The 25,580-nt window shown below is 38.6% G+C and carries 23 protein-coding genes, 3 tRNA genes and 1 pseudogene; 13 read left to right on the forward strand and 14 right to left on the reverse strand.

The features are described 5' to 3' along the window. Positions 1-136: 136 nt before the first annotated feature. Positions 137-1,792, forward strand: a complete 1,656-nt coding sequence (locus tag ACB088_RS01530) for a poly alpha-glucosyltransferase (protein WP_375037811.1) — start codon at positions 137-139, stop codon at positions 1,790-1,792. Then, positions 1,789-3,519 (forward strand): CapA family protein, encoded by a 1,731-nt coding sequence (locus tag ACB088_RS01535; RefSeq protein ID WP_375037812.1) that lies wholly within the window; start codon positions 1,789-1,791, stop codon positions 3,517-3,519. The genes ACB088_RS01530 and ACB088_RS01535 overlap by 4 nt, the downstream gene beginning before the upstream one ends. 6 nt (positions 3,520-3,525) lie before the next feature. On the opposite strand, the gene ACB088_RS01540 is transcribed toward ACB088_RS01535, so the two are convergent. Then, the gene (locus ACB088_RS01540) at positions 3,526-4,245 is read right to left on the reverse strand and encodes a metalloprotease (protein ID WP_375037813.1); all 720 of its coding nucleotides are present in this window, start codon (positions 4,243-4,245) and stop codon (positions 3,526-3,528) included. Positions 4,246-4,326: 81 nt separating this feature from the next. Here ACB088_RS01540 and ACB088_RS01545 point away from each other — a divergent pair, with 81 nt between their 5' ends. After that, the gene (locus tag ACB088_RS01545; protein ID WP_375038758.1) at positions 4,327-4,656 is read left to right on the forward strand and encodes an MGMT family protein; all 330 of its coding nucleotides are present in this window, start codon (positions 4,327-4,329) and stop codon (positions 4,654-4,656) included. A 73-nt stretch (positions 4,657-4,729) separates the two neighbouring features. Here the strand turns inward: ACB088_RS01545 and ACB088_RS01550 are convergent, their stop codons facing one another. The 5 genes from ACB088_RS01550 to carA all read right to left on the reverse strand — a co-directional run bounded on the left by ACB088_RS01550 (position 4,730) and on the right by carA (position 10,948). Then, positions 4,730-5,167 carry a universal stress protein gene (locus ACB088_RS01550; protein WP_375037814.1) on the reverse strand — a complete coding sequence of 146 codons (438 nt, stop codon included), beginning with the start codon at positions 5,165-5,167 and terminating at the stop codon, positions 4,730-4,732. A gap of 124 nt (positions 5,168-5,291) precedes the next feature. Next, positions 5,292-5,924, reverse strand: a complete 633-nt coding sequence (locus tag ACB088_RS01555) for a CatB-related O-acetyltransferase (protein ID WP_375037815.1) — start codon at positions 5,922-5,924, stop codon at positions 5,292-5,294. A 74-nt stretch (positions 5,925-5,998) separates the two neighbouring features. Beyond that, complete coding sequence (gene greA / locus ACB088_RS01560) at positions 5,999-6,475, reverse strand: transcription elongation factor GreA (RefSeq protein WP_003650066.1); 477 nt, start codon at positions 6,473-6,475, stop codon at positions 5,999-6,001. A gap of 88 nt (positions 6,476-6,563) precedes the next feature. Beyond that, positions 6,564-9,794: a carbamoyl-phosphate synthase large subunit gene (gene carB, locus ACB088_RS01565; RefSeq protein WP_005038712.1), complete on the reverse strand. Its 3,231-nt coding sequence runs from the start codon at positions 9,792-9,794 to the stop codon at positions 6,564-6,566. A gap of 14 nt (positions 9,795-9,808) precedes the next feature. Beyond that, positions 9,809-10,948 (reverse strand): glutamine-hydrolyzing carbamoyl-phosphate synthase small subunit, encoded by a 1,140-nt coding sequence (gene carA / locus ACB088_RS01570; RefSeq protein ID WP_045429218.1) that lies wholly within the window; start codon positions 10,946-10,948, stop codon positions 9,809-9,811. A 123-nt stretch (positions 10,949-11,071) separates the two neighbouring features. Here carA and ACB088_RS01575 point away from each other — a divergent pair. Both ACB088_RS01575 and ACB088_RS01580 read left to right on the forward strand, forming a co-directional pair. After that, positions 11,072-11,228, forward strand: a pseudogene (locus tag ACB088_RS01575) (hypothetical protein). A gap of 29 nt (positions 11,229-11,257) precedes the next feature. After that, on the forward strand, positions 11,258-11,845 hold the full coding sequence (locus ACB088_RS01580) for a hypothetical protein (protein ID WP_056481669.1): 588 nt from the start codon (positions 11,258-11,260) through the stop codon (positions 11,843-11,845). Positions 11,846-11,904: 59 nt separating this feature from the next. On the opposite strand, the gene ACB088_RS01585 is transcribed toward ACB088_RS01580, so the two are convergent. Continuing rightward, complete coding sequence (locus ACB088_RS01585; protein ID WP_003650074.1) at positions 11,905-12,441, reverse strand: DOMON-like domain-containing protein; 537 nt, start codon at positions 12,439-12,441, stop codon at positions 11,905-11,907. A 16-nt stretch (positions 12,442-12,457) separates the two neighbouring features. Continuing rightward, positions 12,458-12,781, reverse strand: coding sequence for a ribosome assembly RNA-binding protein YhbY (gene yhbY, locus ACB088_RS01590; protein ID WP_003650075.1), 324 nt, complete (start codon positions 12,779-12,781; stop codon positions 12,458-12,460). A gap of 199 nt (positions 12,782-12,980) precedes the next feature. Between yhbY and rlmE the strand changes: the two genes are divergently transcribed. From rlmE to ACB088_RS01610, 4 genes are all read left to right on the forward strand, one after another. Beyond that, complete coding sequence (gene rlmE, locus ACB088_RS01595; protein WP_005038716.1) at positions 12,981-13,631, forward strand: 23S rRNA (uridine(2552)-2'-O)-methyltransferase RlmE; 651 nt, start codon at positions 12,981-12,983, stop codon at positions 13,629-13,631. Between the two features lie 133 nt (positions 13,632-13,764). Continuing rightward, on the forward strand, positions 13,765-15,660 hold the full coding sequence (gene ftsH, locus ACB088_RS01600; protein WP_003650077.1) for an ATP-dependent zinc metalloprotease FtsH: 1,896 nt from the start codon (positions 13,765-13,767) through the stop codon (positions 15,658-15,660). A gap of 135 nt (positions 15,661-15,795) precedes the next feature. Next, on the forward strand, positions 15,796-16,647 hold the full coding sequence (gene folP / locus ACB088_RS01605) for a dihydropteroate synthase (protein WP_375037816.1): 852 nt from the start codon (positions 15,796-15,798) through the stop codon (positions 16,645-16,647). 133 nt (positions 16,648-16,780) lie between these two features. Continuing rightward, the gene (locus tag ACB088_RS01610) at positions 16,781-17,095 is read left to right on the forward strand and encodes a DUF5713 family protein (RefSeq protein WP_003650079.1); all 315 of its coding nucleotides are present in this window, start codon (positions 16,781-16,783) and stop codon (positions 17,093-17,095) included. Here the strand turns inward: ACB088_RS01610 and ACB088_RS01615 are convergent, their stop codons facing one another. Continuing rightward, positions 17,096-17,437: a hypothetical protein gene (locus tag ACB088_RS01615; protein WP_215901092.1), complete on the reverse strand. Its 342-nt coding sequence runs from the start codon at positions 17,435-17,437 to the stop codon at positions 17,096-17,098. Between the two features lie 76 nt (positions 17,438-17,513). Beyond that, positions 17,514-17,599: transfer RNA gene (locus ACB088_RS01620), tRNA-Leu, on the reverse strand. A gap of 195 nt (positions 17,600-17,794) precedes the next feature. Between ACB088_RS01620 and ACB088_RS01625 the strand changes: the two genes are divergently transcribed. Next, the gene (locus ACB088_RS01625) at positions 17,795-19,558 is read left to right on the forward strand and encodes an alkaline phosphatase D family protein (RefSeq protein WP_375037817.1); all 1,764 of its coding nucleotides are present in this window, start codon (positions 17,795-17,797) and stop codon (positions 19,556-19,558) included. A 110-nt stretch (positions 19,559-19,668) separates the two neighbouring features. Here ACB088_RS01625 and ACB088_RS01630 read toward each other — a convergent pair. Then, a tRNA-Leu gene (locus tag ACB088_RS01630) sits at positions 19,669-19,754 on the reverse strand. A gap of 11 nt (positions 19,755-19,765) precedes the next feature. Then, positions 19,766-19,839: transfer RNA gene (locus tag ACB088_RS01635), tRNA-Cys, on the reverse strand. 152 nt (positions 19,840-19,991) lie between these two features. Between ACB088_RS01635 and folD the strand changes: the two genes are divergently transcribed. Beyond that, a complete protein-coding gene (folD, locus tag ACB088_RS01640; RefSeq protein WP_003650084.1) occupies positions 19,992-20,840 on the forward strand; it encodes a bifunctional methylenetetrahydrofolate dehydrogenase/methenyltetrahydrofolate cyclohydrolase FolD in 849 nt (282 codons plus the stop codon). A gap of 254 nt (positions 20,841-21,094) precedes the next feature. Further along, positions 21,095-21,763 carry a methyltransferase gene (locus tag ACB088_RS01645; RefSeq protein WP_375037818.1) on the forward strand — a complete coding sequence of 223 codons (669 nt, stop codon included), beginning with the start codon at positions 21,095-21,097 and terminating at the stop codon, positions 21,761-21,763. Positions 21,764-21,784: 21 nt separating this feature from the next. Here the strand turns inward: ACB088_RS01645 and ACB088_RS01650 are convergent, their stop codons facing one another. Both ACB088_RS01650 and ACB088_RS01655 read right to left on the reverse strand, forming a co-directional pair. Further along, positions 21,785-22,207 carry a hypothetical protein gene (locus ACB088_RS01650; protein ID WP_375037819.1) on the reverse strand — a complete coding sequence of 141 codons (423 nt, stop codon included), beginning with the start codon at positions 22,205-22,207 and terminating at the stop codon, positions 21,785-21,787. A gap of 116 nt (positions 22,208-22,323) precedes the next feature. After that, positions 22,324-23,655 carry an MFS transporter gene (locus ACB088_RS01655; protein ID WP_003650090.1) on the reverse strand — a complete coding sequence of 444 codons (1,332 nt, stop codon included), beginning with the start codon at positions 23,653-23,655 and terminating at the stop codon, positions 22,324-22,326. Between the two features lie 372 nt (positions 23,656-24,027). Here ACB088_RS01655 and glpK point away from each other — a divergent pair, with 372 nt between their 5' ends. After that, on the forward strand, positions 24,028-25,536 hold the full coding sequence (glpK, locus tag ACB088_RS01660; protein WP_375037820.1) for a glycerol kinase GlpK: 1,509 nt from the start codon (positions 24,028-24,030) through the stop codon (positions 25,534-25,536). Positions 25,537-25,580 lie beyond the last annotated feature (44 nt).

Raw genomic sequence — 25,580 nt, forward strand, 5'->3', positions numbered from 1 at the left:
AATCGACTTATAGAAAAAAGAGCCTTCGGGCTCTTTTTTTATGTTTAAACAATACGTTAACTTAGCTTTTAGCGTGTTCATGCTATGATGTATTCAAAATTTTATATAACAACAAACAATTAGGGACTGAATTCGAGTGACGGCATTTTTAAATTTCCAAAGACAACTTAACCTTTGGTTAGAACAAGTTGTTCAGCACGTTCCGAGTCTTAAACAGGATATTATTTTATTTTTATCTTATGGCCCCAAAGACCAAAGATGTAGCGTATGGCACAGTGAGAAAACAGATTTAGAGTCTGCTAAAAAACAATTATTAGATTTTATTAATGACCAGTTTGCACAGGCATCACTTGCTGATTATATAAAAATCGATATCGCATATAATTTAGCGAAACAAGCTTGGAAGGAAATAGAGCAGCAGGTCCACCATCAATTTCACAACAACCATTATCGTAAAGGCATTGGCTTTGATGAACACTGTTCAGTGGCTTTTCTTGAACAAGAGATCTATGGAAAAGCAATTATTCGAGGCTTGAGCTACGACAAGCCGAACTTCTTTGATGAAATCAATCTGAATTATGCAATTAAGCAAAAATATAACGCTACAAAACCACAGATTAAACTACAAGAGTTACAAGACATTTGGACTTTTGATACCTACGGAGCATTTTATGAAAATGGGCAATTCATTAATTTAGCAAGTCGCTATGATGTAAATGGTATTAGAGGAATTTCAAACAATAAGAAACAGCATTTTAAGCTGCTAATTGAACAAAATTCGGGATTCCTGCATAGCCAGATTCAAGAAAATGGCAAATTTATTTATGGTTATTTTTCTGCCTATGATCGAGACATTCGTAACTATAATACGGTACGTCACTGTACCTCGGTGTATGCCTTACTAGAAACATTTGAGATGCAAAATAAGCCTGAATATTGGTCTAAAATTCATGCCGCGATTCACTATGCACTGACCAACTTTTATAAAGAAAAGGATTCATCAACCGCTTTTATGATTGATGGTAAAGAAGGGGAGTTGGAAATTAAATTAGGTGCCAATGCGGCAGCTATTTTAATGCTAACAAAATATCAAGAAATTACTCAAAAAACTGATTATCAAAAATATGCAGAGAAACTCGCAAATGGTATTTTGAAATTAATAGATTCAAATGGATCAACAACTCATGTTTTAAATTTTCCAGATTATGATTTAAAAGAAAAATTTAGAATTATTTATTATGATGGGGAAGCTGCTTTAGCTTTATTACGTTTATACCAAATTAACCAAGATTCTAGATTATTAGAAACAGTTAAGTTAATGTTTGAATGTTTTATTGAAAAAAGATATGAAAAATATCATGATCATTGGTTAAGTTATTGTACCAATGAACTCACTAAAATATGCCCAGAAGATAAATATTTTATTTTTGGTCTAAATAATTATTTAAAACATTTTATTTTTATTCGAAATCGAAAAACAACATATGCAACTTTGTTAGAGATGTTAATGGCTGCTTATAAAATGGTGAGTCGTTTAAAAGAGCAGGGACGCACAGCACTTTTTGAGCAATCTTATATGTCTGAGCTTCAAAAACTAATTGAGTTTAGAGCAGATTTTCAAACTACAGGATTTTTTTATCCGGAAATGGCCATGTATATGGCACGGCCAGATAAAATCTTGCATGCATTTTATATTCGACATGACCGTTTTCGAGTAAGGATTGATGACCAAGAACATAATTTGTCGGGTTATATCGCCTATGTAAAAGATTACAAGGGTGATGAGCCATGAAATATCAACCCGTTGAGATCAAGTTATTAGCACATGTCGATACGACAAGTTTTGATGAAGCTTTATGGCAATTCGAATTTGACGATGATATTTCAACACTACTGCTAATCGACTACGCATTAGAGCAATTTCAGAAAAAAAATTTACAAGCTCAGGACGTCTATGTTGTGCCTGAACACATATTTGAGAAAGTTGGTCAGCAGAATCTAGGCTTAAAACCATCTGAACATTACACCTTTACCGAGTTATTACAATTTTTAATTTTTACTCAAGCTGCAGATGTAAAAAATGCTTTAAGCAATATGCTTTGCGGTACAAATGAGCAAGCATATTTAGCTTTATTAAAAAGAGCTGATATCTATCACTTAAATTTTAAAAAAGAGGGTACACGAAATCAGCTAAAGCATTTGTTTTTATTAGTCAAAAATATTTATACCTATCCAGTTGAAATCAGAAATCTGTTCTTTGTAAAGGAGCTAGATTTTAAAGGGAAGGCTTATCATCCTCAGACGCCATTAATGGCTCAATCAGTCGTAACGGTCTTATACCTATCTAATTCGTTTAGAAAAACTTATCTCACGTTTTTTGAAGAAAACCAGACCGTCGGTTTCTTTTCATTTTTAGATGATATTCATCGAATTGAACATTTGGTTCCTTACTATCACTGCTTTCAAGAGCAGAACGTAAAACCTAAAGTTTGCTCTACTCAAAGTGGCATGATCAACATTTTGGGAGATACTTATTTTGGGGAGATCTATACAGAAAAGCGCAAGTCTAAGGGGCAAAAAGATGCTCTACAACAATATGGATACAGCTATTCATTCGAAAAAATAAAAGCTTTTTTAGGTAAAAATGACTTAAATATCGCTAACTTTGAAGCGGTATTTTCTTTAGAAGATCAATCACCATTAGCGCATAAAAAGCCATTTATTCTTAAAGCTGAGGCTGAAAAAACATTAGCAGAATTTAAGAATATTCACCTTAATCATGTTGTGCTGGCTAATAATCATCTAAAAGATCATGGCGATAGCGGATTAGCTTATACATTACAACAACTTGATCAGGCCAATATTTCTTATATTGGCGCAGGATTGAACCAAAAAGATGCCCATAGCTACTTTGAAATCACGTTTAATAACAAGCACTACGCTATTTTTAATGGCTATTGGCACAGAGATACAGCCTATTTAGATTATGATTTTTACGCTTTAGCGTACAAGAGTGGAGTGGCTTGTCTAAATGGAGTTTTAATTGAACAAATAAGCCGTTATAAGTTGGCTCATCCTCACCATAAAGTCATTGTTATTTGTCATTGGGGCGTTGATTTTAAACCTATTACAAAAGAACAAACTAAACTTGCCAATATTTTAACCCAAGCTGGGGCCGACCTTGTAATTGGGCATGGCGCGCACACTGTTCAACCCATTCAATCTATTCATCAAAAGCCTGTAGTATTTGGTATTGGCAATGCAGTTTTTAATAGTAACGGTGAGTATGCAGAGCACAATGCTCTACCATATGGATGTATAGCACGGTTAGATTTGTCAAAAGATCGACTGCGTTTATATCCGATCTATACCAATAATTTGAAAACATTTTGGCAGCCGTATCCAGTCAATGAGGAAGATTTTTCAAAGGCCAGCAGTTATATGACTTCATTACTTGCCCAAGAAAATTATAGTTTGGCTCAAGATAAATTAGGTTTTTATGTGGAGCTTGGTTTTTAAAATATTTTAAGGATAACTTTGATAATTCGATAAAATTGTTTGAAGTTGTACAGGTGTAAAGCCTAAATTCCTTAATCCACCACTACCGCGTTTACATTCAGCACTTGCCATAATATTCGTTGGAGTCCGTTTTGTAGCATCCGGCGCGCAAACATGTTTTAGACCAAATACATGCCCCATTTCATGCACGCTTCCTGCCTGAATATTATAATTTAAACGATTCCAGTCTAATAAAATAAAGGGTTCGCCATTGTTGCGAAAAGCTCTGCTTGTAACGTCTTCAAATTTCCATTTAGGTGAGTATGCATCGTAAATAAAAATAATGACTTCTTTACTTGCTGTGCGTTTTGGAAAACAGGTCTTTATGCTTGTCGGCATCGTTTCGAGGGAAATAGGATAGGGCTGATTAATTTGCTGCTTTAAATCGCAATGTAATTTTGAAAAATCTTCGTAAGAGATATAACGGTTTAATTTGAACTTAAAGATTTTATTGTTTTTATCATCTACATAATATTTATTTAATATTTTAATTTCTTTGCGCATTTGTTGGTAATTATCAAACTTTACAGCTTCCGGAGAATTAGTGGTAAAAACGAAAGTGACTGGAACAATAGGGCGACCATCTATAGATACTTTAGGTACTTCTCTTGAAGGAAGAATTGGGGGGCGAGTAGTACAAGAAACACATAGTAAAGTCCCAGTCACTACCAGTATGGTTTTTTTCATGCAGATCTCCCTCAAACCTACCTTGGATTACATTTAATTTTAGTCAAATTTTTTTATATGATATGAAGAATGTCAATTTTTATGGAGTCCATTTTGACAACTCAGTATGAACTACATCGGCAGATTTTAGAAGTCATTGCTTTGATTCCTTACGGAAAAGTTGCAACTTATGGGCAGGTGGCTCGTATGGTAGGGTTACCTAAACATGCGAGGCTGGTAGGCTATGTTTTGAAACATCTTGAAGCAGATCATCAAGTCCCTTGGTATCGCGTTATTAACTCTCAAGGCAAAATTAGCCTAAGTAAATTTAATGAAAAGGGTGAAAATGTTCAACAGTTAAAGCTAGAAGCTGAAGGCATCTATTTGTTAAATGGTAAAGTAAACTTAAAGCAATTTGCTTGGCAGCCTTAAATTGACTTAAGGGCTATTTGTTTAAAAATAATTGCCTAAATTATTAAGATCAACAAGATAGGCAATATGGAAGTTATCGAACAATCAAAACAGGAATATGACTTTCGCCTAAGACTTTTTGTGCAACGCTACCCAGCACCAGTTTTCGGACACCAGTACGACCATGTGAACCCATCACAATGAGATCAACATTTAAGTCTTGAGCAGCCTGAATAATTTCTTCATGCACCACAAAACCTTCCAATAACTTAGTTTCAACCGTAATGCCTTCATTAGTAAATTCTTGTTTTGCTTGTTCTAAAATATCGAGTAAATAGGTTCTTGTGCGTTCAATCAACTCATTAGTTTGACCCGTTTTTACATATACATCTGCAATAAACGGGTCAAGTGCCATAACTTGTACAACCGTAATTTTGCTATTTAGCGCTTTTCCCAGTTTGATCGCCTCTTTCATGGCGATCATAGAAGTTTCAGAACCGTCAATTGGTACAAGAATATGTTGATATAACATGAGTGTTTTCCTTATTGTAATGATGTTTATTTATTCAATACTTTATACTTATTTTTTGACGATTTAAATTCAAGCGCGTAATCATTTGTGACTTTATAACAATAAATTTTTTCTAGATAAACTTTTATAGATTCGGCAAATTTTCTATATGTGTAGATAAAGCATCTATATCTTCAGTTTGTAAATAATCACGTATTTTCAAAATTTGCTTCTCATCTAAATCATAAAGTTTTAAAGCAAGCAGTTTATCGATTTGTTCTTGAGGAAAGCGATATTTAATAATTTTCGCAGGCACACCACCTACAATTGCATAGGGTGGAACATCTTTAGTCACTACAGCGCCCGTCGCAACCACTGCACCTTCACCAAGTTTGACACCTTGCATGATCATTGCACGACTACCAATCCAGCAACCATCAGAAATAACAGTGTCACCAGCAGCTAAAAAGCTACGCGTATCAAAAGGAAAAGTCGAAATCCAGTCTGGTCTATGAAGTTGGTTACCACCCATCATAATTACGCATTCAGCGCCAAAACAAACAAAATTACCAATATAAAGTTGGTCAATCGGTTTGTCAGATGTCGAGGCTTTGTCATGTAAATAACGTACGACACAACGTTCAAAACCTTGGTCCCAATAGGCAGAATAATATGAATAATGACCTTTAATATGGATATTTGGGTTTTTAACAGTTTTGGAAATAAACTCAAATTCACACCAATGACGAACTGGGGTGTTAATTAAAGAAGCATCCATTTGTGATTTCCCAAAAATATATCAATGGTATTGAATAAAAACCCCTCATAAAGAGGGGCTAGTTGTGTATTATCTTAGAGATATTCTACACTTACGATTTCATATTCGACTTCACCTTGAGGAGTCACGATTTTTACTTCATCGCCTTCACTCTTACTCAAAAGACCACGTGCGATTGGTGAGTTCACAGAGATTTTATTAATTTTAAAATCTGCTTCGTCATCGCCTACAATTTTATAAGTCTTACGTTCTTCGGTATCCAGGTTTTCAATGGTGACAGTCACACCAAATACAACACGACCATTTTGCTCAAGTGTTTTGACATCAATTTCTTGAACTGCACCGAGTTTACCTTCGATATCCTGAATACGGCCTTCACAGAAACCTTGCTGTTCACGAGCAGCATGATATTCAGCATTTTCCTTTAAATCACCGTGCTCACGTGCTTCAGCAATCGCCTGGATAATACGTGGGCGTTCAACAGATTTTAAATGTTGTAATTCTTTCTCTAAGGCAATTTTACCTTCAGGGGTCATTGGATAGCGTTGCATTTTGGTCCCTCTTAATTTGAGAAAACACAGTTAAAAAAAATGAAAAAATCCCGCCACCGATAAGGTGACGGGACTTATCGGTAACAAATTAACCTACAGTTAAATCTTGCAAGCGGTATACATCCATTGGCAATTTCACAGCAAAGGCTTGGCAAACAGCTTCTGCACCATTGATAGTCGTTGTGTAATACACTTTGCCTTGTAGGGCAGCACGACGAATCATTGCAGAGTCATATTGAGCCTGTTTACCTTCAGTGGTATTGACAATAAGGTGTATTTCACCATTTTTCAAGCGGTCAACAATATGTGGACGACCTTCAGTTACTTTATTCACAGATTCACATTCTAAACCTGCTTCTTTAAGCACTTGGTATGTACCACCTGTTGCAATAAGCTTGAAGCCATATGCAGCTAATTTCTTAGCGATATCTGCAATATATTTCTTGTCAGATTCACGTACTGATAAGAAAGCATGTTTTACTTCGCCTTCAGTTGGTAAACCTGGTAAGCGTTCATTTGAGCCTAAAACAGCTTTATAGAATGCTTCACCAAATGTTTTACCTACGCCCATTACTTCACCTGTAGATTTCATCTCAGGTCCAAGCATTGGATCTACGCCTTGGAATTTAGCGAATGGGAAAACAGCTTCTTTCACAGCAAAGTGTGTTGGAATGATTTCTTTAGTAAATCCTTGAGATTCAAGTGATTGACCAGCCATACAGCGTGCAGCTACTTTTGCTAAAGAATCACCAATACATTTCGATACGAATGGAACTGTACGTGAAGCACGTGGGTTAACTTCAAGAATGTAAACATCATCGCCTTTAACTGCGAACTGAACATTCATCAAACCAACCACACCAAGTTCTTTTGCCATCGCAACAGTTTGACGACGCATTTCATCCTGAATTTCTTTTGATAAAGAATAAGGAGGAATTGAACATGCTGAGTCACCTGAGTGAATACCAGCTTGTTCAATGTGCTGCATAATACCGCCGATCACAACGTCTTTACCGTCAGATACACAGTCAACATCAACTTCAGTTGCATCATCTAGGAAACGGTCAAGAAGGACAGGGGCTTCATTAGATGCCTGAACTGCTTCACGAAGGTAACGTTTAAGTTCTTCTTCGTTATATACGATTTCCATTGCACGACCACCTAATACATAAGATGGGCGAACAACTAACGGATAACCTACTTTCGCAGCTTCAGAGATACCTTCTTCAGCAGATTTTACAATGCTGTTGTTTGGTTGACGAAGCTGTAAACGTTGGATCATTTGCTGGAAACGTTCACGGTCTTCTGCGCGGTCAATTGCATCTGGTGATGTACCAATAATTGGTGTACCAGCTTCTTCTAAAGCACGCGCTAATTTAAGAGGAGTTTGACCACCGTACTGTACGATTACACCTTTAGGCTTCTCTGTACGTACAATTTCAAGCACATCTTCAAGTGTTACAGGTTCGAAGTATAGACGGTCAGATGTGTCATAGTCGGTAGAAACAGTTTCAGGGTTACAGTTAACCATGATTGTTTCATAACCATCTTCACGCATCGCTAATGCAGCGTGTACACAGCAGTAGTCAAATTCGATACCTTGACCAATACGGTTTGGACCACCACCAATCACCATGATCTTGTCACGATTTGATGGGTTTGCCTCACACTCTTCATCGTAAGTTGAATACATATATGCAGTACCAGATTCAAACTCGGCAGCACATGTATCAACACGTTTGTAAACTGGGTAAACACCCAAATTCCAACGTTGTTTACGGAATTGCTTTTGTGAAATACCCATGAGGTCAGCAATACGCAGGTCAGATAAACCTTTGCGTTTGAAAGCACGGATATTGTCAGCGTTTAAGTCACCAAAACCTAAAGCTTTTACTTCAGCTTCAGTTTTAACGATGTCTTGAATTTGGATGAGGAACCAACGGTCAATTTTGGTTGCTTCAAACACTTCATCTAAAGAGAAGCCATGACGGAAAGCATCTGCTACATACCAGATACGCTCAGGGCCTGGAACTTTAAGCTCTTTTAAGATGGTTTCTTTTGCATTTGTTGCACCAGCTTCGATTTTTTCATCAAAACCGCTTACACCAACTTCAAGACCACGTAATGCTTTTTGTACAGATTCCTGGAAGTTACGGCCAATAGCCATTACTTCACCAACAGATTTCATCTGAGTGGTTAATACAGGTTCTGCTTGTGGGAATTTCTCGAAGTTAAAACGAGGAATCTTCGTTACAACATAGTCAATCGATGGTTCGAAGCTTGCAGGAGTCACGCCACCAGTGATGTCATTTTTCAATTCATCAAGGGTATAACCAACAGCAAGTTTTGCTGCGATTTTTGCGATTGGGAAACCTGTTGCTTTAGAAGCAAGAGCAGATGAACGAGATACACGAGGGTTCATCTCGATGACAACCATACGTCCATCTTTCGGGTTAATACCGAATTGAACGTTAGAACCACCTGTTTCAACACCAATTTCACGAAGAACTGCAACCGAAGCATTACGCATCAATTGATATTCTTTGTCTGTTAATGTCTGAGCAGGAGCAACGGTAATTGAGTCACCAGTGTGAACGCCCATTGGATCGAAGTTTTCGATAGCACATACGATAATACAGTTGTCGTTTTTGTCACGAACAACTTCCATTTCGTACTCTTTCCAGCCAATTAAAGATTCATCGATCAATAATTGGTGAGTAGGAGAGAGGTCAAAACCACGTTCACAAATTTCAAGGAATTCTTCGCGGTTATATGCAATACCACCGCCCGAACCACCCATTGTAAATGATGGACGAATAATTACAGGAAAACCAAAGCGCGACTGGATTGTTAAAGCTTCTTCCATTGTTTCAGCAATGGCAGCTTTTGGACATTCCAAGCCAATTTTACGCATAGCGATATCGAAGAGTTTACGATCTTCGGCTTTCTCAATCGCTTCTTTGCTTGCACCAATTAATTCAACATTATATTTAGCAAGAACGCCGTGCTCATCAAGTGCGAGGGCACAGTTCAATGCAGTTTGACCACCCATAGTTGGTAATACTGCATCTGGACGTTCTTTTTCAATAATCTGTGCAACTGTTTGCCAAGTAATCGGCTCAATATAAGTTGCATCAGCCATTGAAGGATCTGTCATGATGGTTGCTGGATTAGAGTTAACCAAAATAACACGATAGCCTTCTTCACGAAGTGCTTTACACGCTTGAGCACCTGAGTAGTCAAACTCACATGCTTGTCCAATCACAATCGGGCCAGCACCAATAATTAAGATGCTTTTAATATCCGTACGTTTAGGCATTATTCGCTCCGTAATTACTGTTTAGATGCTTCGATAAGTTCGATGAAATGATCGAACAAAGGTGCACAATCATGTGGACCAGGGCTTGCTTCAGGGTGACCTTGGAAGCTGAAAGCTGGTTTGTCTGTACGGTGGATACCTTGTAGGGTGCCATCGAACAATGATTTATGCGTTGCTTTTAAGTTAGCCGGTAAAGTTTCTGCATCTACAGCAAAACCATGGTTCTGTGAAGTAATCATCACTGTACCATCTTCAAGATTTTGTACAGGATGGTTAGCACCGTGGTGACCATGGTTCATTTTTACAGTTTTTGCACCAGAAGCGAGTGCCAGAATTTGGTGACCTAAGCAGATACCAAATACAGGTAATGTTGTGGTTTCAACAATAGTTTTTACAGATTCGATCGCGTAATCACAAGCAGCTGGATCGCCAGGACCATTTGAGAGGAATACGCCATCCGGATTAAGTGCTAATACTTTTTCAGCCGGAGTTTCTGCAGGAACAACGGTTAGTTTGCAACCGCGGTCTGCAAGCATACGCAAGATGTTGGTTTTGACACCGTAATCGTATGCAACTACATGGTATTTTAATTCAGGTTGAGAGAAGCCTTTGCCTAAGGTCCATGAACCTTCAGACCATTCAAAACCTGTTGGATCACAACATTCTTTTGCAAGGTCTAAACCGTTTAAGCCACCAAAAGCACGTGCTTTTGCAATTGCTTCTTCTTCTGTAATATTTTCGCCAGCAAGGATACATCCGTTTTGGGCGCCAGTCTGACGTAAAATACGAGTCAGTTTACGAGTATCGATATCTGCGATAGCAACAACATTATGCGCTTGCAAATATTCACTCAATGACTGCTCAGCACGGAAATTACTGTGTAGTAGTGGAAGGTCACGAATAATTAAACCATTCGCCCATACTTTATGGATACGGCCAGATTCAACGTCTTCCGAGTTGCAACCAGTGTTACCAATATGAGGGTAAGTTAATGTCACAATTTGTTGTGCATAACTTGGGTCAGTCAAAATTTCTTGATAGCCTGTCATGGCTGTGTTAAAAACGACTTCACCAGTCGTACTTCCCGGTGCGCCGATTGACGTTCCTTTAAAGATCGTTCCATCTGCGAGGGCTAAAATGGCGGGGATGCTCAAACCAAAGCTCCTGAATTTCGGCTGTAAAAAAGCGAGTAGACCCAAAAAAGATCGGCGATGTTTTGGTAAAACATGCCCTCCCTATCGGTCTGCCCGCTTGTAACTTAACAGCGCATTATACGCATGGAACCCTCTAAAGTCTATTTCTTTTTTGCTAAAAAATATAATTCATTGCTTGCTTTTTACAAAAAATATCCGCTTATCTGAATTAGATACTTTTGATAAATTGTCTAACAATTTGCAAGGCGAATTCTTGGAACTAGATTTATTGTATTGCTAGTTAAAAAATAAACAATATGAGGAAATAGTATGAGCAATAATGAAGTTTCAAAAGATGTGAGCGAAAAAGCTCAAGCGGTAGTTGAGTCGGTAAAAGCTGAGGTTAATGAAGTGAAAGAAACCATAGCTGCTACTACAACTAAGGCTAAAAAAACAGTAACTGCTAAAACTGCACAGGTAAAAGAAGCTGTTGCCGAAAAAACTGAGCAAGTTAAAGAAGTTGCTACAGAAGCAACAACTCAGGTAAAAGAGGCAATTACTGAGACTCAAGAGCAAGTCAAAGAAGTTTTAAGCGAGACTCAAGAGAAAATTGAAGCTGAAACTCACGAATTAAATAAGAACATTCAAAATCAATTTGTTCAAATTAAACAAGATATTCTACAGCGTCTGGATGTGATTAAAGCTCAATTTAGTACTTCACAAGAAGGATTGTCTGACCTTAAAAATGCTTTGAAAGCAGAAATTAATGCACTTATTGAAGATTTAACGAAAGTGAGCAAAGAGCTTAAGGGTGATATTAGCCAGATTTCTTTGAAACACAAAGATTCTCTAAGTGAAAGTATTAAGCGTACTAAAAGTAATGCAGTCGAAGCTTGGAATAAAGCACGAGACAATTAATGATCTCTGCTTTGATCCAGCTATAAAAAAGCGAGAATTAATTTCTCGCTTTTTTATTTTTAGAACTGATGTAACCAGTCACGTTTATTATGGAAATCTGCACTTTTTCCACTATGCTGCATTGCATAGTACTGCATACCTTCTTTGGTCTTTAAAACTGTAGTCAAACCTAAATAAAGGTTTGCCCATTTCAAGCGATGCTGTTGCATAAATTGTCCTAAATCAAGACTAACATTTAAGCCATAGTGAGTACGCTTGAGATGATTCAGTTCAATATCGTAAGCAGCAAGGGGAGGTATACTTTCTGGATAGCGATATTCTTCAAACTGATATGACTGCCATGCTTGAGAAGGGGAAAGATTAATTTCCCGATAATAATCTTCACCATGCACGCCAACAAAAATTTCGAAACAAGTTTCTTCCCACAAAAAATCTTGACGAGGATGAGCCGCGACTTCTTGAGGCCAGATAATAAGTTGATTTGGATCACGAATCCAAAAACCGATATTTAAGGTATAGGGTGCTTGCTGTTCAATTGCGCCAACAACGGAAACAGCTTGAAAACGATCAAAAGCTGAAAGTTCGTAACTTGCCATAGTTTGTCAAATTAAATTAGTTTGCTAGATGAGCGTGACGAACAAGATTAGACAAATGCTGGTTTTGTTTAGCTGCCTTTTTGTAAAGCAAAACAATTTTACCAATTTTTTGCACAGCTTGAGCACCTGTTGCTTCTACAATTGCGTCAATTGTTGCAGTACGCGCTTCACGGTCTTCACCAGCAATCTTAACTTTAATAAGCTCATGGTCATTTAAAGCACGAAGCGTTTCTTCGATTACCGCGTCTGTTAAGCCTTGTCCACCAATCATGACAACCGGATTAAGCACATGACCAATTTGACGTAAACGTTTACGTTCATGGATAGATAAAGCGGCCATTAAAAATACCTGATTTTAAAAACGGCTTAGTATAGCAAAAAACTTAAATCCAGATGTACGAAAAACTGTATAAATAATCGATCAACATTATTGGAAAAAAACTGTAAAACTTAGTGAGATTACGCTACATCCGTACTGTAATGAGAGTAATTTTCACGTACAATGAACGATCAGAAGTTTTTTTGATATTTAGTGAGTTATGGCAACACGCATTACAAACCAGAAATTGTCGAAAAGTAGTCGTGTATGGATGAGGGAACATCTTGACGATCCTTTTGTAAAAAAAGCACAAAAGGAAGGATATCGTGCTCGAGCAGCCTATAAACTTCTTGAAATCCAAGAAAAATATAAGTTGATCAAGCCAGGCATGACTGTAGTGGATTTAGGCGCGGCTCCTGGTAGTTGGTCTCAAATCGCTGGGAAACTCGTTGGTAGCAAAGGTTTAGTGGTTGCTTCCGACATTTTGCCTATGGATGCTTTGCCTGATGTCACTTTCTTACAAGGCGACTTTAGAGAAGAAGATGTATTTGAAAAATTGTTAAATATTTTAAATGGGCGACAAGTAGACATTGTAATTTCTGATATGGCCCCCAATACATCAGGTAATAGGGCCGTTGATCAACCTAGACAGATTTACTTATGTGAATTGGCTTTAGATTTTGCTCAAAAGGTTCTGGGTCCTAATGGACAATTTGTTGTTAAAGTGTTCCAGGGCACAGGATTCGATGAGTTTCGTAAACAAGTAGTTGATAGTTTTGATGTGTTAAAGACAGCAAAACCAGCAGCTTCTCGGGCGCGGTCTAAAGAGGTTTTTTTGATTGGACAAGGGCGTAAGAAAGCATTGCAATAAAGTTTACTTGCCAAGCTCCTAAAAATTGTGCATTTTGTACTTTTAGGTTATCTGCAAGCAATACAGTTGCTGCTTTTATGACGATCGGCCAAGATTGGGCATGATCAAATTAGATCGATATGGGAATAAAGCTTTGAGCGATTACTTCAAGAATGCCGTATTGTGGCTAATAATACTTGGTGTTCTGATTTTAATTTTCAGTAATATCAGTGACCGCAATAAGCCTACTGCGATGAAATATTCAGATTTCGTTGCAGCGGTGAATAGTGGCCAAATTAAGCAAGTCACAATTGACGGTTTAAATATTAATGGTGAAAAAACTAACGGATCACAGTTTGAAACTGTTCGTCCGCAAGTTGAAGACACTGAGCTTATGCCAAGCTTAAATAAACAAAATGTTGTTGTAGAGGGAACCGCTCCACAACGTCAAGGCATTTTGATGCAACTTCTCATTGCTAGTTTCCCTGTACTGTTAATCATTTTGTTATTCATGTTCTTTATGCGTAACATGGGTGGTGGTGCAGGCGGAAAGAATGGACCGATGAGTTTTGGTAAATCAAAGGCAAAAATGCTTTCTGAAGACCAGATTAAACTCAATTTTTCTGACGTCGCCGGCTGTGATGAAGCAAAACAAGAAGTTGTTGAAATTGTAGATTTCTTAAAAGACCCTGCAAAATTCAAACGTTTGGGCGCTACTATTCCTCGTGGCGTACTTATGGTTGGCCCGCCGGGTACTGGTAAAACGTTATTAGCTAAAGCAATTGCTGGTGAAGCCAAGGTTCCTTTCTTCAGCATTTCAGGCTCTGACTTTGTAGAAATGTTCGTGGGTGTGGGTGCGTCCCGTGTCCGTGATATGTTTGAGCAAGCGAAGCGTCACGCACCATGTATCATCTTTATTGATGAGATTGATGCAGTAGGTCGTCACCGTGGTTCAGGTACAGGTGGTGGTCATGATGAGCGTGAACAAACCTTAAACCAAATGCTTGTAGAGATGGACGGTTTTGAAGGTAATGAAGGCGTAATTGTTATTGCTGCAACTAACCGTGCTGATGTGCTTGATAAAGCATTATTGCGTCCGGGTCGTTTTGACCGTCAAGTAATGGTTGGTTTACCTGATATTCGTGGTCGTGAGCAAATTCTGAATGTACATTTGAAAAAGTTACCTTCAGTCACGGGTGTGGACATGCAAGTCTTAGCGCGTGGTACACCAGGTTTCTCTGGTGCGCAGTTGGCAAACCTTGTTAACGAAGCTGCATTATTTGCTGCACGTCGTAATAAGAATACTGTTGACATGCATGACTTTGAAGATGCAAAAGACAAAATCTACATGGGTCCAGAGCGTAAGTCGATGGTTCTACGTGAAGAAGAGCGTCGTGCTACTGCTTATCATGAAGCTGGTCATGCAATTGTTGCAGAGATTTTGCCAGGTACAGATCCTGTTCATAAAGTAACAATCATGCCACGTGGTTGGGCTTTGGGTGTAACTTGGCAGTTACCTGAACAAGACCAGATTAGTCATTATAAAGACAAGATGCTAAACGAAATTGCGATTTTGTTTGGTGGTCGTATTGCTGAAGAAGTGTTTATCCAACAGCAATCTACTGGTGCTTCAAATGACTTTGAGCGAGCTACTAAAATGGCGCGTGCAATGGTTACTAAGTACGGTATGTCTGACAAAATGGGCGTAATGGTTTACGAAGACGAAAACCAGAATGGTTTCTTTGGAAATGTAGGTAGTCGTACTATTTCTGAAGCAACTCAACAGTTGGTTGATGAAGAAGTACGCCGTATTCTTGATGAGCAATATAAAGTTGCGCGTAATATCTTGGAAGGTAATAAAGATATTGCACACGCAATGGTAAAAGCTTTGATGGAGTGGGAAACCATTGATCGTGATCAAATTCGTGACATTATGGAAGGTCGTGAACCACAACCACCTAAGGTCTATGTTGCTGAAAATCCAGTGGCTGCATTTGAACCACCAAAAGATGGTCCATCTACACCACCACCATTACCAGCAATGAACTAAACCAGTTAAAAAAAAGAGCCACTATCATGTGGCTCTTTTTTTATGCGTGTATTTCAGACAAAGCCGAAAAGAAATCAACAGTATATCGAGCAGAGACTTGTTAAAATGTTGCCGAATATTAAATTGGAGCTTGTCATGCAGTTAATGCCTTTACCTCAGCAAATCCTACAATGTGGAAAGCTTCAGTTAGATTTATCACAACCTCACGTTATGGGCATTTTAAATGTCACACCAGACTCTTTTAGTGATGGTGGAAAGCATAATCAGTTAGATCAAGCTGTGGCGTATGCATTAAATATGATTGAACAAGGCGCCACAGTTATTGATATTGGCGGAGAATCTACTCGACCAGGTGCATCTGAAGTAAGTGTAGAAGAAGAGGTGCGACGAGTTGTTCCTGTAGTTGAAGCTTTAGCTAAACATGATGTGGTTCTATCGATTGATACAAGTCAGCCTGATGTCATCCGTGCAGCGAAAGAAGCGGGGGCACATATTTGGAATGATGTGCGTGCGCTTACTCGACCAGATGCATTAAAAACAGCAGCAGAGTTAGATATACCTGTAGTGATCATGCATATGCGTGGGGAGCCCACCACAATGAATCAGCTAGATCAATATACGGATGTTACATGGGATGTGATGCAAGAGCTTCAGCAGCGTATTAATGAGGCTCTAGCCGCTGGTGTGAAAAAGCATAATATTATTATTGATCCGGGATTTGGTTTTGCAAAAAATGCACAGCAAAATTTAAAACTATTAAAAGAGTTTTGGAAACTTAATGATATGGGTTATCCAATTTTATCGGGTCTTTCTCGTAAACGTTTTATTGGTGAAGCTTTAAAGGGTGTAGCAGCAGACCAACGCGCAGTAGGAAGCGTTACAGGGCATTTGCTTAGTATTCAGCAAGGAGCATCCATTGTTCGTGCACATGATGTAAAAGCCATGCATGATGCAATTCTCGTTTGGAAAGCGATGGAACAAGCTTGAAGAAACAGGCTTTTATAATCAGATTATGATTAATTAATTGCATGGATTGGATGATTGAGTCAGGGAAAATTGTCGTTATTATTTTGAAAATATGTTATAAGCGGCAGGTTTCTGCTGCTGTGTAAACTTTTGTATGTTCGAAGACTTACTTCTCCCAATGTTTGATGATGAGTATTATCCAGATATTTTAGTCGCTGAACTCAAGCAGTTAATTGAACAATTTGCCAAAAAAGTTCAAAAGTCTGCTTTAGCTGATCAGGATATCTATCGATATGCTCATCAAACTGTTATTGAAATTAATGAAATGAAACCACAGTTCGAAGATCTGGATTCTTCACTAGATGATAGTGCTGCTGACTATATTGCTGAGGCAATGATGATGGTGGCACAGGGTGCAGGATATTTAGATCTTGAGATGGAAGAGCTGGTTGTGAATCGAGAGTGGTGATTACTCTCGATTCTCAATATTTTCAAATGCATCTAATAAATGACAAGATGCCTTTGAATGAATTTCGTTTATTTCTTTAATTTTTAAAACTAAAACACCATTCTCTTGATAATCGGCATCTGCTAATAAACTGATCCAATAGGTTTCTCGTTTTTGTTGTAATGCTTTGAATTTATCTATGATCTGCTCAGGTGCTTTAATTAAGTAATCATCTTTGGTGATAGAGCAGCGTGAAAAGTACCAGTTGTTATCTTTGAAAGAAATAGTGCCGGAAAAAAGATCTGTAGCGTAAACCTTGGATATAGAAAGGATGCTACATAGAAGTAATAATATTCTTATCATAAAATTCATTTTAATTAGGCATAAAAAAACCAGCTTACGCTGGATTCTTTGTAACACCAAATTCAATATTTGAAAATGGTGCCCGGGGCCGGACTCGAACCGGCACGCTTTGTGGGCGGGGGATTTTAAATCCCCTGTGTCTACCTATTTCACCACCCGGGCATGTGCGCAATAATAGATGACAAGACGGCGATTGGCAAGAGAAAATCGGATAGTTTGCTTTATTTTCAATCAGTTCGTGCATGTATTTAAAAAAAAGATCTACTTAAGTCATAATTTCTTCATCAAATTGAGATCAGTTGTTCATCTTATCTACTTAAGTTTAATGCACTCATTGCTTAAAACTTAGGTAGTTGTATGTCAGAGAGAATTTCACGCCGAGAATTAATTCAAAAAAGTCTATTCGGTTTTGGGGCGCTGTCTTTGCCTGTAGCTTTTACGGGTTGTAACGATGGCTCAGACGATGAAAGTGCAGAGGCACAAGCAGATTTTTTACATGGAGTTGCCAGCGGCGACCCTTTGCAAGATAAAGTGATTTTATGGACGCGATTAACACCAGTAGATCTTGGTGCGCGCCTTAAAGTTACGTGGGAAATTGCCACTGATAATCAATTTAAGCAGAATTTAAAGACGGGGATGGTTGAAACGACCAAGACTGACGACTTCACGGTAAAGGTGGATGCAACAGGGCTACAGGCGAATACCATTTATTATTATCGTTTCCGTTTTGGAAATAAAATTTCATCTGTTGGTCAAGCTAAAACATTACCAATAAGTACTAATAAAGTTACTTTTGCCGTATGTTCTTGCTCGAACTATCCGGCAGGTTACTTTTATGTTTACCGTGAAATGGCAAAGCAGAATGTCGATGTCATTATTCATTTAGGTGATTATATTTATGAATATGGGGCAGATGGCTATGCGGCGGAAGATGCAGCAAAACTTGGTCGAACCTTACCAACAGATAATAATAAAGAAATTATCAAACTAGATGATTATCGCAAACGTTATGCACTTTATCGTCAAGATAAAGACTTGCAAGCAGCTCACCAGCGTCATCCTTTTATTGTAATTTGGGATGACCATGAGTTAGCAAATGATACTTGGCGTGATGGGGCTGAAAATCATCAAAGTGATGAAGGGTCTTTTTCTGATCGTAAATTAGCTGCTCTACAAGCTTATTTTGAATGGATGCCTATTCGCCCAGTTTCTAACACAGATCATCTAAATATTTACCGGCAGTTTAATTTTGGTTCATTGGTTGAGCTGACGATGCTGGATACACGTATTATTGCGCGGGATAAACAGCTTGAATATGCTGATTATATGACAGCTGCTGGTTTGAATGCTCAAAAGTTTCAGGCTGACTTAACTGATCCAAAGCGTACTTTAATGGGCTATACACAAAGGGATTGGTTGGTTGATAAATTGAAGCAATCTACAGCAACATGGAATGTGATTGGTCAGCAAGTTCTAATGAGTAAGATGTGGATTCCTGCTGAGTTATTGTTGTCTTTAGGGCAAATTACTTCAGGTGGGGCTTCGGCTGAAACCTTGGCTAAAATGAATGCTCAAATTACAGAGTTAGTCACCTTGAAATTGCGGTTAGAACAGGGCGATCCAACATTAACTGCTCAAGAGAAAGCGCGAGTCACAACAGTAGTGCCATATAACCTTGATGCTTGGGATGGTTATTATGCTGAACGTGAAACTGTATATGAAAACTTAGCTAGTTTAAATAAGAAAGTTATTGTTCTGGCAGGCGATACTCATAATGCATGGGCATCTTATTTGTATAGCCAAAAAGGTCAATATGTTGGGGTTGAGTTGGCGACAAGTTCAGTTTCTTCACCCGGCCTTGAAAAATATTTAAGTATTCCAATAGCTCAACTACAACAATTTGAATTTGCCTTTACTACGCTTATTGATGAATTGGCGTATTGTAATTTAAATCAGCGGGGCTATTTATTGGTTACGCTAGATCAAGCACAGGTGCAGTCGAACTGGATATTTGTAGATTCAATTAAAAATGCAGAATATAAAGTAGATACAAGTCGACAATATCAATTGGTGTTAGATATGAATTTGATACCTGAAAAAGATAAGCAAAAAACCGCTTAGATATATTGGGTAGGGTAAGGGGTGCTAAGCAGCATCCTTTATTTTTTTATAGGCATAAAAAAACCAGCTTACGCTGGATTCTTTATGGCACCATTTTCAATATTAGAAAATGGTGCCCGGGGCCGGACTCGAACCGGCACGCTTTGTGGGCGGGGGATTTTAAATCCCCTGTGTCTACCTATTTCACCACCCGGGCTTTACCAAATTTGGAGGCGGAGGTCGGAATCGAACCGGCGTCCACGGAGTTGCAGTCCGCTGCATGACCACTCTGCCACCCCGCCTACATTTGGTGATGCACATATTAGCAACCTTTACAGAAAAAACAATACTGTTTTTAGTGAAGATGAACATAAAAGCAACATCTAGAATAAAATTGTCCAAATAATCATGTATTATTGGCATATTAAATTCATGTCTACCTTGGAGATGTGCTGTGGCATTGGTTTTAGACGGTCGTGCATTAGCAAAGCAAATTGAAGAAAATTTGTCGGTACGTGTTGAAGCTTTAAAAGCTAAAACAGGTCGTACCCCGATTTTGGCGACTATTTTGGTTGGGGATGATGGCGCATCTGCAACTTATGTACGCATGAAAGGAAATGCCTGCCGTCGAGTAGGGATGGATTCTTTAAAAATTGAATTATCACAAGAAACAACAACAGAACAATTATTAGCAGAAATCGAAAAGCTTAATGCCAATCCAGATGTACACGGTATTCTTCTACAACATCCCGTACCTGCACAGATTGATGAACGCGCATGTTTTGATGCGATTTCGTTAGCTAAAGATGTAGACGGCGTGACTTGCCTCGGTTTTGGTCGTATGGCAATGGGTGAAGCTGCATATGGTTCAGCAACTCCAGCTGGCATTATGACTATTCTAAAAGAGAACAACATTGAAATTGCGGGCAAACATGCAGTTGTGGTTGGTCGTTCAGCAATTTTAGGTAAACCAATGGCAATGATGCTTTTGCAAGCTAATGCAACAGTAACGATTTGTCATTCACGCACACAAAACTTACCTGAGCTTGTGAAACAGGCTGACATTATTGTTGGTGCTGTAGGTAAGGCTGAACTTATTCAAAAAGATTGGATTAAACAAGGTGCAGTGGTTGTCGATGCTGGTTTCCATCCTCGTGATGGCGGTGGTGTAGGCGACATCCAGCTACAAGGTATCGAAGAAATTGCTTCTGCATATACACCAGTACCAGGTGGTGTAGGGCCAATGACAATTACAACTTTGATTCGTCAAACTGTTGAAGCTGCTGAAAAAGCTTTAGGTTAATTTAATTAACGCTAGGCTGTTATTGATATGCGTAACCGTTATCCGCAATTGTTTGAGGCAGGATTACATTAAAATTTAATGTTTCTGCGATGCTATCGAGTGTAGATAGTATTTGTCGAGTTTTGCGGATGACAATGGTTTTGCTTACTTTTCCCGAAAGAAAAGTAGGTCTAACTGAAGGTTATTCTAAAAATTCAAATCATAATGGAATGACTCTGTTATGCCTGTTATAAAAACGAATTAAAAGAAATCTGATGAGCTGCACCTTTCAACTTACCAAAGCCCCTGAACATTTACTTCAAGCCTTGCATGAAGTCATCCCTCATTGTGAATTAATGGTACAACAGTTACCAGAAACACCTATTTCTTTATGGTTGATTCCGCCAGTTTTTCCAACTGATCGCTTAGATGATGAAATTATTCGCCGTATTTGGAATGACACGCCGTACTGGATTTTTTGCTGGGCATCTGGTTTAGCAATGGCGCAGTGGTTACTTGCAGAGCCACATCATGTCAAAGATAAGGTTGTTCTCGATTTTGGTGCAGGCTCTGGTGTTGTTGCAATTGCAGCAAAAATGGCTGGCGCTAAAAGAGTAATTTGTTGTGATATTGATCAAGTTAGTCTTGCAGCCTGCCGTGAAAATGCTTTGTTAAATGATGTTGAGCTGGAATATTTAGACGATTTATATAAAGCAGAGCAAGTTGATATTTTATTGGCTGCTGATGTGCTATATGACCAGTGCAACTGTTTCTTCTTAGATGAGTTTTTAAAGTTTGCGCCAGAAGTCTGGGTCGCAGATAGCCGTGTTAAAAACTTTAGCCATCCTAAATATCAAAAAATTGATGAAAGAAGTGCATCAACATGGCCAGACCTTGATGAAGCTAAAGAATTTAGAAATGTAAGTTTTTATAAGACGCTGTAAAAGAACAGCGTCTTATTTAAATTATGAGCAGGTATAGCGAACGATTTTTAGCGTACTCGGGCGTGCTTCAAGCGCTTGGCGAGTCGCATAATCTTCACCATTGTTTAAGCTTGGTGTATTAGATAAACCAAATGAGGCACGAGTTTCACCCAATTGAACACCATAATGTTCTTGTTGAGCTGGGTTTGAAATCTCATTAATGCTGAGAACTGACAATTTATAAACTTTTTGGGCACCTAATACATTTTGACAAGCACGTTGCAATTTACGTTCATCTAACTGCTGATTAGTGCGGCTAGCCAATGTATAAGCTAAAGTTGCAGAAGTTTTTGTTTGGTTTTCAATCTGATAGCCAGTTGAGCCATTATATTGTCGAGGGGTGGTCTGACAAGCAGTTAAAATAAACATGCTGCTTAATGCCAAACATAAAATACTTCTATTCATCAGTATCATCCTTATATTCTTATCTCTAGTATCTCATAAACACAACGATTGTTGGGGCTTAATCGCACGATTTAAGCTAACATCGGCCGATGATATTAGCGCTTATTGGTAAAATATTAATGTTCTTTAATTTTTGAATGATGCTTAGTATCTTTCATAAAAATATAAATAATGAGTGAAATGAAGATCATAATAGTTACATAAATAAAGTACCAAGATTCATGACCAGCCTCTTTAAAACTCAAAGCAAAGAACTCTGCTGTACCGCCAAACAATGTATTGGCAATCGCGTAGGGTAAAGCTACCCCTAAAGCCCGAATATGAGCAGGGAAAAGTTCAGCTTTAACCACGGCATTAATTGATGTATAGCCCGTTACCATAACTAGACCTGCCAAACATAACCAGAAAGCAGTCCAATAGTTGTGTGTGGTTGCAAGGGTATTAAATAAAATATAAGTAAATAAAACCCCAGTTACACCAAAGGCAATCATCAGTGGTTTACGTCCGATTCGGTCTGACAAAGCACCAGCTACAGGTTGTAAGCACATGAAAATAAATAGCGCTAAAGTGGTAATTTGAGTGGCTTCGGGTTTTGTGAATCCGGAAGTATTCACTAAATATTTTTGTAGGTAAGTGGTGTAAGTATAAAAAGCTAAAGTTCCGCCAGCTGTTAAAAATAATACTGTAAAAGCTTCTTTGGGGTAGTGCTTGAATAAAGCAAACATGCCTGATTGCGGCTGGTCTTTTTCAGCTTGAGCATTTTTAAAAGATTGTGTTTCTAATAAGCCACGACGAATACGGAACACAACAATGGCGAGTAAAGCGCCAATAAAGAATGGAATACGCCATCCCCAATCATGCAACTGTTGTTCGGTTAATACGATTTGTAATATTAAAAGAACACATAGAGCCGTCAATTGTCCGGCAATTAAAGTTACATATTGAAAGCTTGAGAAAAAACCACGTCGATTTCTTTCAGCCATTTCACTTAAATAGGTGGCGCTTGCACCATATTCACCGCCTACACTTAAACCTTGAATTAAACGTGCGACAACTAAAAGTAGTGGAGCGAATACGCCAATGCTTTCATAGGAAGGGGTGACTGCAATGAGTAGAGAGCCGACACACATTAAAGTGACGGAAAGCGTAAGACCTGCTTTACGTCCTTTACGGTCTGAGTAGATTCCCATAATCCATGCACCGATTGGGCGCATCAAGAAACCTACTGCAAAAATTGCAGCAGCTTGAAGAAGCTGAGCGGTTTGACTTCCTTTTGGGAAAAATGCATGAGCAAAATAGAGGGTAAATGCGGCATATACATACCAGTCGTACCATTCGACAAGGTTACCAGCAGAACCACCCAAAATTGATTTTAGGCGAGTTTTTGTATCTAAATGAGGTTGTGGAGTTGTTGCTGTAGAGGGTTGATCAACCATGGGTCGCTCCATGTTTCGCTTGGGTTGAATGCTAAAAAAGAGAGAATTTATTCCGTTTTTACATATTATCCAGAGGAGTATTTCACTTTATTTTTTTTATGTCTGTAAAACAATGTTTATTATTTGAGCAAAGGGATGGGTTGAATATTTATGTGATTTCAAATTAGACAATTCGCATGTTCTTGTAGCTAAATTTTGACTTACTGCACATTATTTTCCCATAAAGATAAGAAAATTGATAAAGAATGGCCAATGTTTAGTTTAAGAAGCAATATATGCGTTAAAAACAATGATATATTCCAAAGAAAATTTTGAATAATGCAGTTAGACATGATGTTTTATCGTCATGAGCTAGTGTGTGTAAATAATGAAAGGGACGTTCAGATGTCAAATTGCCCGAAAAAATATATTGTCGCTTTCGATCAGGGAACAACAAGCTCAAGAGCAATTGTTTTAGATCATGATGCTAACGTTGTAAGTATTGCTCAAAAAGAATTTACCCAGATTTATCCTCAACCAGGTTGGGTGGAGCATGATCCTATGGAAATTTGGGCGACACAAAGTGCGGTATGGGTCGAGGCATTGGCTCAAGCTGGCATTAAGAGTGAGCAAGTTGCAGCAATTGGGATTACAAACCAGCGAGAAACCACAATTGTATGGGATAAGAAAACAGGAAAACCTATTTACAATGCAATTGTTTGGCAAAGCCGTCAAACTACAGAGATATGTAATCAATTACAAAAGGCGGGTTTGCAAGATCACGTCCGTAAAGTGACAGGTTTGGTGATTGACCCTTATTTTTCTGCCACCAAAATAAAATGGATTCTAGACCATGTAGAAGGAAGCCGTGAACGGGCCGAGCGGGGGGAGTTATTATTTGGTACGGTTGATACATGGTTAATCTGGAAGTTAACCAACGGCGCAGCCCATGTCACTGATTTCACCAATGCTTCGCGGACGATGCTGTTTGACATTGAAAAGCTTGAATGGGATGAGAAACTTTTACAAGCTTTAGATATTCCTAAAGCAATGCTACCAGAGGTACGTAGTTCATCTGAAGTTTATGGTTATACACATACAATTAGTGGGCAAGAGGTAGGAATTCCAATTGCAGGTATAGCAGGGGATCAACAAGCTGCACTTTTTGGGCAAATATGTGTAGAGCCTGGGCAAGCAAAAAATACCTATGGCACAGGCTGTTTTCTTTTAATGAACACGGGTAAAAAGATTGTCCGTTCAGAGCATGGCTTACTGACGACGATTGCTTGTGGTGCAAATGGTGAAGTGAACTATGCCTTAGAGGGCGCCGTGTTTAATGGCGGCTCTTGCGTACAGTGGCTTCGTGATGAGCTGAAGGTAATTAAGAACGCTAAAGACTCGGAGCTTTATGCAACACGTGTAAAGGATAGTAATGGCGTATATGTAGTACCTGCCTTTACAGGTTTAGGTGCTCCATATTGGGATCCGACCGCTCGCGGAGCAATTTTTGGACTCACTCGTGGAGCGAGTATAGAGCATATTATTCGTGCAACTTTAGAGTCAATTGCTTACCAGACAAGAGATGTACTTGATGCGATGCAGCAAGATGCAGAAGAAGAGCTTCGAACACTCCGAGTCGATGGTGGAGTAACAGCTAATAATTTCTTAATGCAATTTCAGGCTGATATTTTAGCCACTCCAGTTGAAAGACCCACCATGAAAGAAACAACAGCTTTAGGTGCTGCTTTTCTTGCTGGACTGGCAACGGGTTTTTGGCAAGATTTAAATGAATTAAGGAATAAGTCCGCAATAGAAAAGGTTTTCGAGCCACGTACTAGTCTTGAAGAAACTGAAGTCATGTATAAAGGTTGGTTGAAAGCAGTTCAACGTAGTCAAAATTGGGCAGAAGATTGATTTCTTCTTAAATTAATTAAATAGCAGAGTAATCAATGACGGAC

The organism is Acinetobacter sp. RW6 (assembly GCF_041956835.1).
In the GTDB taxonomy this organism is placed as follows: domain Bacteria; phylum Pseudomonadota; class Gammaproteobacteria; order Pseudomonadales; family Moraxellaceae; genus Acinetobacter; species Acinetobacter calcoaceticus.